This is a genomic window from Streptomyces sp. NPDC059788 (assembly GCF_042732265.1).
In the GTDB taxonomy this organism is placed as follows: Bacteria; Actinomycetota; Actinomycetes; order Streptomycetales; family Streptomycetaceae; genus Streptomyces.
Genome location: NZ_JBHWHY010000033.1, coordinates 104,989 through 116,746 on the forward strand (window position 1 = coordinate 104,989; position 11,758 = coordinate 116,746).

General features: G+C 70.5%; 9 protein-coding genes. 7 read left to right on the forward strand and 2 right to left on the reverse strand.

What is annotated here, in order from left to right; genetic code table 11:
* Window positions 1–144: 144 nt before the first annotated feature.
* The 4 genes from secD to ACFV57_RS27460 all read left to right on the forward strand — a co-directional run bounded on the left by secD (window position 145) and on the right by ACFV57_RS27460 (window position 6,357).
* Window positions 145–1,917 carry a protein translocase subunit SecD gene (secD, locus tag ACFV57_RS27445; RefSeq protein ID WP_385237768.1) on the forward strand — a complete coding sequence of 591 codons (1,773 nt, stop codon included), beginning with the start codon at window positions 145–147 and terminating at the stop codon, window positions 1,915–1,917.
* A 1-nt stretch (window position 1,918) separates the two neighbouring features.
* Window positions 1,919–3,067: a protein translocase subunit SecF gene (gene secF / locus ACFV57_RS27450; RefSeq protein ID WP_385237771.1), complete on the forward strand. Its 1,149-nt coding sequence runs from the start codon at window positions 1,919–1,921 to the stop codon at window positions 3,065–3,067.
* Window positions 3,064–3,612, forward strand: coding sequence for an adenine phosphoribosyltransferase (locus ACFV57_RS27455; protein ID WP_385237774.1), 549 nt, complete (start codon window positions 3,064–3,066; stop codon window positions 3,610–3,612). Before secF ends, ACFV57_RS27455 begins: the two co-directional genes overlap by 4 nt.
* A gap of 243 nt (window positions 3,613–3,855) precedes the next feature.
* Window positions 3,856–6,357: a RelA/SpoT family protein gene (locus ACFV57_RS27460; protein ID WP_385237777.1), complete on the forward strand. Its 2,502-nt coding sequence runs from the start codon at window positions 3,856–3,858 to the stop codon at window positions 6,355–6,357.
* Window positions 6,358–6,416: 59 nt separating this feature from the next.
* Here ACFV57_RS27460 and ACFV57_RS27465 read toward each other — a convergent pair whose 3' ends face one another.
* Together ACFV57_RS27465 and ACFV57_RS27470 are read right to left on the reverse strand one after the other, a co-directional pair.
* A complete protein-coding gene (locus ACFV57_RS27465; protein ID WP_385237780.1) occupies window positions 6,417–7,646 on the reverse strand; it encodes a DUF349 domain-containing protein in 1,230 nt (409 codons plus the stop codon).
* 252 nt (window positions 7,647–7,898) lie between these two features.
* Window positions 7,899–8,723: a peptidylprolyl isomerase gene (locus ACFV57_RS27470; RefSeq protein ID WP_385237783.1), complete on the reverse strand. Its 825-nt coding sequence runs from the start codon at window positions 8,721–8,723 to the stop codon at window positions 7,899–7,901.
* A gap of 155 nt (window positions 8,724–8,878) precedes the next feature.
* Between ACFV57_RS27470 and ACFV57_RS27475 the strand changes: the two genes are divergently transcribed.
* From ACFV57_RS27475 to ACFV57_RS27485, 3 genes are all read left to right on the forward strand, one after another.
* Window positions 8,879–9,598 (forward strand): MBL fold metallo-hydrolase, encoded by a 720-nt coding sequence (locus ACFV57_RS27475; RefSeq protein ID WP_385237786.1) that lies wholly within the window; start codon window positions 8,879–8,881, stop codon window positions 9,596–9,598.
* A gap of 11 nt (window positions 9,599–9,609) precedes the next feature.
* On the forward strand, window positions 9,610–10,872 hold the full coding sequence (hisS, locus tag ACFV57_RS27480; protein ID WP_385237788.1) for a histidine--tRNA ligase: 1,263 nt from the start codon (window positions 9,610–9,612) through the stop codon (window positions 10,870–10,872).
* Window positions 10,873–11,080: 208 nt separating this feature from the next.
* Entirely contained in the window at window positions 11,081–11,725 is a 645-nt protein-coding gene (locus ACFV57_RS27485; protein ID WP_385237790.1) for a vitamin K epoxide reductase family protein, read from the forward strand.
* Window positions 11,726–11,758: the final 33 nt, after the last annotated feature.

The following is an 11,758-nucleotide window of genomic DNA, read 5'->3' on the forward strand; positions in this document are numbered from 1 at the left end:
CCCGACGGAACCGCGGAGCACCCCACGAGCGGTGCACCGCGGTTCCGGGACGGTCTAGGCTCCGGCGGGGGGCACGTCCCCACTACACTTCGTGGCCGCTCGGCAGGCACCGAGCCGCGCGGTTGGACAGGGAGATACGAGAAGGTGGCAGCACCGAAAAAGGGCCGCAGGTCTCCTGGGGGCCAGGGAAGGCCGGGGCGCACCCTGGTCCTGATCTTGATCGCCATGGTGGCGCTGGTCGGCGGGATGTTCGCCTCCGGCACCTCGACGCCCCGGCTGGGCATCGACCTCGCCGGTGGTACGAGCTTCACGCTGGAGGCCCGTAACCAGCCCGGCAAGCCCAACGCGATCAACGAGACCAACATGAACACCGCCGCGGGCATCATGGAGCGGCGGGTCAACGGTCTCGGTGTGTCCGAGGCCGAGGTCCAGACCCAGGGCACCAACCACATCGTCGTCAACATCCCCAAGGGGACGGACGCGAAACAGGCCCGCCAGCAGGTCGGTACCACCGCTCAGCTCGGCTTCCGGCCGGTGCTGACCACCACCGCCGGGACGAAGACGCCGCCGGCCAGCCCGAGCCCCTCCCCTTCCGCGAGCGGCAAGGGCGACGACGGCAAGAAGGACGGGAAGGACGACGGCAAGAAGGACGACAAGTCCGCCACGAAGCCGACGGCCACCTCCACGGCCCAGGGCCGCGCCGTGACCAGCGCCCTCAAGAAGGGCCCGTCCGACCCGCCGAAGGCCTCCAGCTCCGGCACGCCCAAGCCGGGCGACACCCCGCAGCCGTCCACCGGCGCCGAAGAGATCCCGGCCGCGCTGCAGAAGCAGCTCGCCGACCTGGACTGCTCCACCAAGCAGTCGCGCGCCGCGGCCGGCGAGAAGGCCGCCGGCGTCAAGCCGAGCGACCCGGTCGTGGCCTGCAAGGACGACGGCTCGCAGAAGTACGTGCTGGGCCCGGTCGGCGTCGAGGGCACCGACGTCAAGGACGCCTCCGCGGTCTTCGACAGCCAGCAGGGCCAGGGCTGGATCGTCCAGATGGACTTCACCGGCGCCGGCGGCAAGAAGTTCGCCGACATCACCGGCAAGCTGGCCACCAAGCAGCAGCCGCAGAACCAGTTCGCCATCGTGCTGGACGGCGCGGTCGTCTCCGACCCGCGGGTCAGCCAGCAGCTCAACGGCGGCAGCGCCACCATCTCCGGCGGCTTCACCCAGCAGACCGCCCAGGACCTGGCGAACATGCTGTCCTACGGCGCCCTGCCGCTCTCCTTCAAGATCGCCGACGAGACCACGGTCACCGCGGCGCTCGGCGGCGAGCAGCTCCAGGCGGGCCTGATCGCGGGCGCCATCGGCCTCGCACTGGTCATCGTCTACCTGGTCGCCTACTACCGCGGCCTCGCACTGGTCGCCCTGGCGAGCCTCGCGGTCTCCGCGGTCCTCACGTACGCGATCATGACGTTGCTGGGCCCGGCCATCGGCTTCGCGCTGAACCTGCCGGCCGTCTGCGGCGCCATCGTCGCCATCGGCATCACGGCCGACTCCTTCATCGTCTACTTCGAACGCATCCGGGACGAGATCCGCGAGGGCCGCACGCTGCGCCCGGCCGTCGAACGCGGCTGGCCGCGGGCCCGGCGCACGATCCTGGTCTCCGACTTCGTGTCGTTCCTGGCCGCGTTCGTGCTGTTCATCGTCACCGTCGGCAAGGTCAAGGGCTTCGCGTTCACGCTGGGCCTGACCACCCTCCTCGACGTCGTCGTGGTCTTCCTCTTCACCAAGCCGCTGATGACGCTGCTGGCCCGGCGCAAGTTCTTCGCCAACGGCCACCCGTGGTCCGGCCTGGACCCCAAGCGCCTGGGCGCCAAGCCGCCGCTGCGCCGCCGTCGTACCACCGCCCCCACCGAGACGAAGGAGGCGTGAGATGTCGAAGCTCGGCAACATCGGCGCCCGGCTCTACCGCGGTGAGGTCGGTTACGACTTCATCGGCAAGCGGAAGATCTGGTACGGCATCTCGATCCTGATCACCATCACGGCCATCGTCGGCCTGGCGGTGCGCGGCCTGAACATGGGCATCGAGTTCTCCGGCGGCGCGGTCTTCACCACCCCGAAGACGAGCGTCTCCGCCTCGGAGGCGGAGCACAAGGCCGAGGCCGCGGCGGAGGGCCACCAGGCCACCGTCCAGAAGCTCGGCAACGGCGGTCTGCGCATCCAGATCAGCGAGCTGGACACCCAGCAGTCGGTGCCGGTGCAGGAGGCCCTGGCCAAGGACCTGAACGTCCCGGTCAAGGACATCAACACCCAGCTCGTCGGCCCCAGCTGGGGTGAGGAGATCGCCAACAAGGCCTGGCTGGGCCTGGGGATCTTCATGGTCCTCGTGGTGATCTACCTCGCCATCGCCTTCGAGTGGAGAATGGCGCTGGCGGCCCTGATCGCCCTGATCCACGACCTCACGATCACGGTCGGCGTGTACGCGCTGGTCGGCTTCGAGGTCACCCCGGGCACCGTCATCGGTCTGCTGACGATCCTCGGTTACTCCCTCTACGACACCGTCGTGGTCTTCGACAGCCTGAAGGAATCGTCGAGGGACATCCAGAAGCAGACCCGCTTCACCTACAGCGAGGTGGCCAACCGCAGCATCAACTCGACCCTGGTGCGGTCCATCAACACCACGGTCGTGGCGCTGCTGCCGGTCGCCGGCCTGCTCTTCGTCGGCGGCGGTGTGCTCGGCGCCGGGATGCTCAACGACATCTCGCTCGCCCTGTTCGTCGGCCTCGCGGCCGGTGCGTACTCCTCGATCTTCATCGCGACCCCGCTGGTCGCCGACTTCAAGGAGCGCGACCCGGCGATGAAGGCGCTGGCCAAGCGGGTGCGTGCCAAGCGCGCCTCGGCTGCCGCCAAGGGCGACGCGCCCGGGCAGCAGGAGGCCGCCGAGGAAGCGGACGCGCCGCAGGACGCGGAGGACGACGGGGACGGCGACGACACCGCCGCGGCCGGCTCCATGGTCGGCCAGCGCAACCAGCCCGCGTCCCGCAACCGCGGCCGCGGCCGCCCGTCGGGCAAGCGCCGATGAGCGCCACCGGCGGCCTGCGGGAGCTGCTGCTCAGCCGGATCGCGGACGTACCGGACTACCCGAAGCCGGGCGTGGTCTTCAAGGACATCACGCCGCTGCTGGCCGATCCGGCCGCCTTCGGCGCGCTGACCGACGCACTCGCCGCGCTGTGCGAGCGCTATGAGGCCGACAAGGTCGTGGGCCTGGAGGCGCGCGGTTTCATCCTCGCCGCTCCGGTGGCCGTACGGGCCGGTATCGGCTTCGTGCCGGTGCGCAAGGCGGGCAAGCTGCCCGGTGCGACGCTCCGCCAGGCGTACGACCTGGAGTACGGCACGGCCGAGATCGAGATACACGCGAATGCCGTCGCACCCGGCGACCGGGTGCTGGTGATCGACGACGTGCTGGCCACCGGCGGTACGGCCGACGCGTCGCTGCAGCTCATCCGCCGGGCCGGCGCCGAGGTCGCGGGTGTGGCGGTGCTGCTGGAGCTGGGCTTCCTGGCCGGGCGGCAGCGCCTGGAGCCGGGCCTGAAGGGCGCTCCGCTGGAGGCGCTGATCACGGTCTGACGGGGCCGCGGCCGGGCCGTACGGCCGGTGGCCGCACCCCCCGCCGCACTCCCGCCGCGCCACTTCCGTACCAACGGAATTCCGCAAAAAGCGATTAAAAGGGCATCCGGAACAAACCCGGGTGCCCTTTTGCTGTCATGTACGGACCCGACGGCCGCGGAGGAGCCCGAGCGCCGAGGTCGATACCATGGCAGCCCGACCCGTTCGTGGTCTTGTGGTCCGGACCCCCTTTGAGGAGTGCTCTTGCCAGACGAGGCCCAGCCGCTTTCTCCCGGACTCCGCCCGGGGGCGTCGCAGTCCGCCCGCCCGGACGAGCCCGGCCCCACGGACGCGGCCGCCTCGGGTGCGCACAAGAACAGCGAGGGCGCCGGCGTGCCGAAGTCGCAGCCGCCCGCCGTCCGGCCCGCCGCGTCACCCGTACCGGCCGCCAAGCCCACCCCGCCGGTCTACACCGGCCGTACCGGCTCCTCCAACCGGGTACGGGCCCGCCTGGCGCGCCTGGGCGTGCAGCGGCAGAGCCCGTACAACCCGGTCCTCGAACCGCTGCTGCGGATCGTGCGCAGCAACGACCCGAAGATCGAGGCCGCCACCCTGCGGCAGGTCGAGCGCGCCTACCAGGTCGCCGAGCGCTGGCACCGCGGCCAGAAGCGCAAGAGCGGCGACCCGTACATCACCCACCCCCTCGCGGTCACCACCATCCTCGCCGAGCTGGGCATGGACCCGGCCACGCTGATGGCGGGCCTGCTGCACGACACCGTCGAGGACACCGAGTACGGCCTGGACACCCTGCGCCGCGACTTCGGCGACCAGGTCGCCCTGCTCGTCGACGGCGTCACCAAGCTGGACAAGGTCAAGTTCGGCGAGGCCGCGCAGGCCGAGACCGTGCGCAAGATGGTCGTCGCGATGGCCAAGGACCCCCGGGTCCTGGTGATCAAGCTGGCCGACCGGCTGCACAACATGCGCACCATGCGCTACCTCAAGCGCGAGAAGCAGGAGAAGAAGGCCCGCGAGACGCTGGAGATCTACGCTCCGCTGGCGCACCGCCTGGGCATGAACACCATCAAGTGGGAGCTGGAGGACCTCGCCTTCGCGATCCTCTACCCCAAGATGTACGACGAGATCGTGCGGCTCGTCGCCGAGCGCGCCCCCAAGCGGGACGAGTACCTGGCCATAGTGACCGACGAGGTCCAGGCCGACCTGCGCGCCGCCCGCATCAAGGCCACCGTCACCGGCCGGCCCAAGCACTACTACAGCGTCTACCAGAAGATGATCGTGCGGGGCCGCGACTTCGCCGAGATCTACGACCTGGTGGGCATCCGCGTCCTCGTCGACACCGTCCGCGACTGCTACGCGGCGCTCGGCACCGTCCACGCCCGGTGGAACCCGGTCCCGGGGCGGTTCAAGGACTACATCGCGATGCCCAAGTTCAACATGTACCAGTCGCTGCACACGACCGTGATCGGCCCCAGCGGCAAGCCCGTCGAGCTGCAGATCCGTACGTTCGACATGCACCGGCGCGCGGAGTACGGCATCGCCGCGCACTGGAAGTACAAGCAGGAGGCCGTCGCCGGGGCGTCCAAGGTGCGCACCGATGTACCGAAGAACAAGGACGACGCCGTCAACGACATGGCGTGGCTGCGCCAGTTGCTGGACTGGCAGAAGGAGACCGAGGACCCGGGCGAGTTCCTCGAATCGCTGCGCTTCGACCTGTCCCGCAACGAGGTCTTCGTCTTCACGCCGAAGGGTGACGTGATAGCGCTGCCGGCCGGCGCCACCCCCGTGGACTTCGCCTACGCCGTCCACACCGAGGTCGGCCACCGGACCATAGGCGCCCGGGTCAACGGGCGGCTCGTACCGCTCGAATCGACCCTGGACAACGGCGACCTCGTGGAGGTCTTCACCTCCAAGGCCCCCGGCGCCAGCCCGTCCCGCGACTGGCTCGGCTTCGTGAAGTCGCCGCGCGCCCGCAACAAGATCCGCGCGTGGTTCTCCAAGGAGCGCCGCGACGAGGCCATCGAGCAGGGCAAGGACGCCATCGCCCGCGCGATGCGCAAGCAGAACCTGCCGATCCAGCGCATCCTCACCGGGGACTCGCTGGTCACCCTCGCGCACGAGATGCGCTACCCGGACATCTCGTCCCTGTACGCCGCCATCGGCGAGGGCCACGTCACGGCGCAGAGCGTCGTGCAGAAGCTGGTCCAGGCGCTCGGCGGGCAGGACGAGGCCACCGAGGACATCGCCGAGTCCACCCCGATCCGGCCCCGCTCCAAGCGGCGCTCCAGCGCCGACCCGGGCGTGGTGGTCAAGGGCGTCGAGGACGTCTGGGTGAAGCTGGCGCGCTGTTGTACGCCGGTGCCGGGCGACCCGATCATCGGCTTCGTCACGCGCGGCAACGGCGTCTCGGTGCACCGCGCCGACTGCGTCAACGTCGACTCGCTGTCCAAGCAGCCGGAGCGCATCCTCGACGTCGAGTGGGCGCCCACCCAGTCCTCGGTCTTCCTGGTCGCCATCCAGGTCGAGGCGCTGGACCGGTCCCGGCTGCTGTCGGACGTCACGCGCATCCTCTCCGACCAGCACGTCAACATCCTGTCCGCGGCCGTCCAGACCTCCCGCGACCGGGTGGCCACCTCCCGCTTCACCTTCGAGATGGGCGACCCGAAGCATCTTGGGCATGTCCTGAAGGCCGTACGGAGCGTGGAGGGCGTCTACGACGTGTACCGGGTGACGTCGGCCCGCAGGCCGTAACCATCACGTACGAGGGCCCCGGTACGGACATCCGTACCGGGGCCCTCGCGTACGACCTCTCAGCCGCCGAACTCCTCCAGACCCTTCAGGGCCTGGTCCAGCAGGGCCTGGCGGCCCTCCAGCTCACGTCCGAGCTTGTCGGCCTTGGCGTCGTTGCCGGCCGCCCGGGCCGCGTCGATCTGCTTCTGCAGCTTGTCGACCGCGTCCTGGAGCTGGCCCGTCAGACCCGCGGCGCGCGCCCGCGCCTCCGGGTTCGTACGGCGCCACTCGGCTTCCTCGGACTCCTGGATGGCGCGCTCGACCGCGTGCATCCGGCCCTCGATCTTCGGGCGGGCGTCCCGCGGCACGTGCCCGATGGCCTCCCACCGCTCGTTGACCGAACGGAACGCGGCCCGCGCCGCCTTCAGGTCCGAGACCGGGAGCAGCTTCTCGGCCTCGGCGACCAGCTCCTCCTTGCGCGTCAGATTCTCCCGCTGCTCGGCGTCGCGCTCCGCGAACACCTCGCTGCGCGCCTGGAAGAAGATGTCCTGGGCGCCGCGGAAGCGGTTCCACAGGTCGTCCTCGTGCTCGCGCTGGGCGCGGCCCGCGGCCTTCCAGTCCGCCATCAGCTCCCGGTAGCGGGCCGCCGTGGGCCCCCAGTCCGTCGAGCCGGACAGCGCCTCGGCCTCCGAGACCAGCTTCTCCTTGGTCTTACGGGCCTCCTCGCGCTGCGCGTCCAGCGACGCGAAGTGCGCCTTGCGCCGCTTGGAGAACGCCGAGCGGGCGTGCGAGAAGCGGTGCCACAGCTCGTCGTCCGCCTTGCGGTCCAGGCGCGGCAGGCCCTTCCAGGTGTCCACCAGGGCACGCAGCCGCTCACCGGCCGCCCGCCACTGCTCGCTGGCCGCCAGCTCTTCCGCCTCGGCGACCAGCTTCTCCTTGGACTGCCGGGCCTCGTCGCTCTGCCGCGCCTTTTGCGCCTTGCGCTCCTCGCGGCGCGCCTCCACGTCGGTGACGAGCTGGTCGAGCCGCTTGCGCAGCGCGTCGAGGTCACCCACCGCGTGGTGCTCGTCGACCTGCCGGCGCAGGTGGTCGATCGCGGCCGTCGCGTCCTTGGCCGACAGGTCGGTGGTCCTGACCCGCCGTTCGAGGAGGCCGATCTCGACGACCAGGCCCTCATACTTGCGCTCGAAGTAGGCGAGGGCCTCTTCGGGGGTTCCCGCCTGCCACGATCCGACGACCTGCTCGCCGTCGGCGGTACGCACGTACACGGTCCCCGTCTCGTCGACGCGGCCCCATGGGTCGCTGCTCACAGCGCCTCCTCCACATGATGCCGACGAGAGCGCGTCGCCCCCCGGCATCGTCCACAGTTTCTGTCCGGCGGGGCAGCGCCCGGCCGGTCCGACGGGTGTCTTGCGGGTGCGGGTGGCAGCCGTCGGAGCAGGCACCCTACACAACGCCAATCTAGGCGACCGGTGGGCCGGCTGTCCGCATCCAGCACGACCGAAATTTTGCGGTTCGCCCGCCGCGACGGCGCCTCCGGCGTGCCAGGGGGCGCGCCGGGGTCACGATTTCGAGACCGTGGCCCGGTCGATGACGACCGTCGCGTTCGGTGCGGTGTTGCCGGTCGAGGGTTCGGGCTTCGAACCCGCCGCGGCGATCTTCTTCAGTACGTCCATGCCGGAGGTGACGGTGCCGAAGGGCGTGTAGTTCGGGGGCAGCTTGCTGTCCTGGTAGACGAGGAAGAACTGGCTGCCGCCGCTGTTGCGGGTCTTGTCGCTCTTGCCGTCGTAGCGGTTGGCCATCGCGACCGTGCCCGCCGGGTAGACGTCGCCCTTGAGCCTGGGGTCCTTCAGGTTCTCGTCCGGGATCGTGTAGCCGGGGGTGCCCGAGCCGGTGCCGGTCGGGTCGCCGCACTGCAGGACGTAGATGCCCTCGTCGACCAGGCGGTGGCACTTGCTGTGGTCGAAGAACTTCTCGCCCGCCAGGAAGCCGAAGGAGTTGACGGTGTGCGGGGCCTTCGCGGCGTCCAGCTTGATGCCGATGTCGCCGCAGGTCGTCTCCAGCTTCATCGCGTACGCCGCGGAGGTGTCGACGGACATCTCCGGCTCCTTCTTCCAGGTCTTCTTGGACGGCGCGCCCGGCGCCGGCTTGCCGCACGGGTCGGCGGCCTTGCTCGGGCTCGGCGCCGCGGCGTCCGTGGTGCTGTCGTCGCCGGCCAGCCCGACCGAGGCGTACGCGGCGGCGCCCGCGGCCAGCGCGACCGCCAGGGCCGACGCGACGATCACATTGCGGCGCTTGGTCTTGCGCCGGGCCGCGTCCCGCCGCTGCTGCTGGCGCTCGTACTTCTCGCGGGCGAGCTGCCGCCGCCGCTGATCGCTGCTGACCACCGGTCGTCTCCTAGGGGTGCGCTGAGGTCTGCCGTGGCCCGTACCGTATACGGGTTCGCCGGGGCGGGAGTCCCGCCGGTAGGCTCTGGAACAGCCGAAATCTTCCGGATCGCCGTCGGTGATCCGTCCGCCGCTGTCGAATGTTGAGGACGAACGTGCTCATTGCCGGGTTCCCCGCCGGGGCCTGGGGGACCAACTGTTACCTGGTCGCCCCGGCCGCGGGTGAGGAGTGCGTGATCATCGACCCGGGCCACCAGGCCGCACCGGGCGTCGAGGAAGCACTGAAGAAGCATCGGCTCAAGCCCGTCGCCGTCGTCCTGACCCACGGCCATATCGACCACGTCGCCTCGGTCGTCCCGGTGTGCGGCGCGCACGACGTGCCCGCCTGGATCCACCCCGAGGACCGCTACATGATGACCGACCCGGAGAAGGCCCTCGGCCGCTCCATCGGGCAGCAGCTCATGGGCGAGCTGACCGTGGGGGAGCCGGACGACGTCAAGGAGCTGGGTGACGGCGCGAAGCTGGAGCTGGCCGGGCTGGAGTTCTCCGTCGCGCACGCACCGGGCCATACCAAGGGGTCGGTGACCTTCCGGATGCCCGGGCAGGCGGACATTCCGCCGGTCTTCTTCTCGGGCGACCTGCTGTTCGCCGGCTCCATCGGACGTACCGACCTGCCGGGCGGCGACCACGCCGAGATACTGCGGTCGCTGGGGCGCGTGTGCCTGCCGCTCCAGGACGAGACCGTCGTGCTGTCCGGCCACGGCCCCCAGACCACCATCGGCCGCGAGCGCGCCACCAACCCCTTCCTGCGGGAGGTGGCCGCCGGCCTCGGAGACGGCGCACCCGCGCGCCCGGCTCCGCGACGAGGAATGTGACGAGAACTTTCGTGAGCACCTTCAAGGCCCCCAAGGGCACCTACGACCTGATCCCCCCGCAGTCCGCGACCTACCTGGCGGTCCGCGACGCGATCTCCGGACCTCTCAAGCGCTCCGGGTACGGCTACGTCGAGACGCCCGGATTCGAGAACGTCGAGCTGTTCGCGCGCGGTGTCGGCGAGTCCACCGACATCGTGTCCAAGGAGATGTACGCCTTCGAGACCAAGGGCGGCGACCGGCTCGCGCTGCGCCCCGAGGGCACCGCCTCCGTGCTGCGCGCCGCGCTGGAGGCCAACCTCCACAAGGCGGGCAACCTCCCCGTCAAGCTCTGGTACTCCGGCTCGTACTACCGCTACGAGCGCCCGCAGAAGGGCCGCTACCGCCACTTCTCCCAGGTCGGCGCGGAGGCCATCGGCGCCGAGGACCCGGCGCTGGACGCCGAGCTGATCATCCTGGCCGACGACGCCTACCGCTCGCTGGGCCTGAAGAACTTCCGCATCCTGCTCAACTCGCTCGGCGACAAGGAGTGCCGTCCCGTCTACCGGGCGGCCCTCCAGGAGTTCCTGTACGGGCTCGACCTGGACGAGGACACCCGCCGCCGCGCCGAGATCAACCCGCTGCGGGTGCTCGACGACAAGCGCCCCGACGTGCAGAAGCAGCTGGTGGGCGCGCCGCTGCTGCGCGACCACCTGTGCGAGGCGTGCAAGGCGTACCACGAGCAGGTACGCGAGCTGCTGACCGCGGCGGGCGTCGCCTACGAGGACGACCCGAAGCTGGTGCGCGGCCTGGACTACTACACCCGTACGACTTTCGAGTTCGTCCACGACGGCCTGGGCTCGCAGTCCGCGGTCGGCGGCGGCGGGCGCTACGACGGCCTGTCCGAGATGATCGGCGGCCCCGCGCTGCCGTCGGTGGGCTGGGCGCTCGGCGTGGACCGCACGGTGCTGGCCCTGGAGGCCGAGGGCGTCGAGCTGGAGCTGCCCGCGAGCACCGCCGTCTTCGCCGTGCCGCTCGGCGAGGAGGCCCGGCGGGCGCTGTTCGCCACGGTCACCGAGCTGCGCCGGGCCGGGGTCGCCACCGACTTCGCGTTCGGCGGCAAGGGCCTGAAGAACGCCATGAAGTCGGCGAACCGCTCGGGCGCCCGCCTCGCGGTCGTCGCGGGTGAGCGCGATCTGGCCGAAGGCGTCGTCCAGATCAAGGACCTGGAGAGCGGCGAGCAGACCCCGGTCCCGCTGGACTCGGTCGTCGACGAGGTCCGCCGCAGGCTCGGCTGACCCCGGCCGCCTCTGTACGGGGCGCCTGCCGTCGTGTAGAGGCCCTCTTCCGGCCGTCCACCGCGCTGTCCGCGGGGTGGCTCGGAAGGGGGTCTTTATGCGCATCGAACAGTGGTTCCGTGTCCGGTTGGGGCAGAATGAGGGCCCGGCGCGCACCAGTTGGCACGCGCTCTCCGCTCACTCCCCAAGGCACCGACGGAACGGCGATATGACGACGACAGCGCTTGACGACGTGTCCACCGGCGACGATCACCCGGGCCGCGGCGGCGGTACGACCGGCTCGGGACGGGGCCTGGCCTGGCTGCTGGTGATCACCAGCGCCCTGGGGCTCCTCGCGTCCTGGGTGATCACCATGGACAAGATCGAGCTGCTTAAGGACCCCAACTTCAAGCCGGCCTGCAGCCTGAGCCCGATCGTCTCCTGCGGCAGCGTGATGCAGAGCCCGCAGGCCGAGGTCTTCGGCTTCCCCAACCCGGTCGCCGGCCTCATCGCCTTCGGCGTGGTCATCGGGATCGGCGTCGGACTGCTCGCGGGGGCCCGCTACCGCGCCTGGTACTGGATCGGCCTGAACATCGGCAGCCTCGCCGGCGCCGTCTTCTGCATGTGGCTGATGTCGCAGTCGCTGTACGTCATCAACTCGCTGTGCCTGTGGTGCACGCTGACCTGGTGCGCCACCATCCTGATGTTCTGGTACACCACCGTGCACAACCTCAAGCACGGGATCATCCCGGCGCCGGCCGGCCTGCGCAAGGCCGTCCTGGAGTTCCACTGGGTCGTGCCGGTGCTCTGGTACGGCGTGATCGCGCTGCTGATCCTCACCAAGTGGTGGTCGTACTGGAGCACCCTGATCTGAGGCGGGCCGGGGCGTACGACGCCGCCGGGAGCC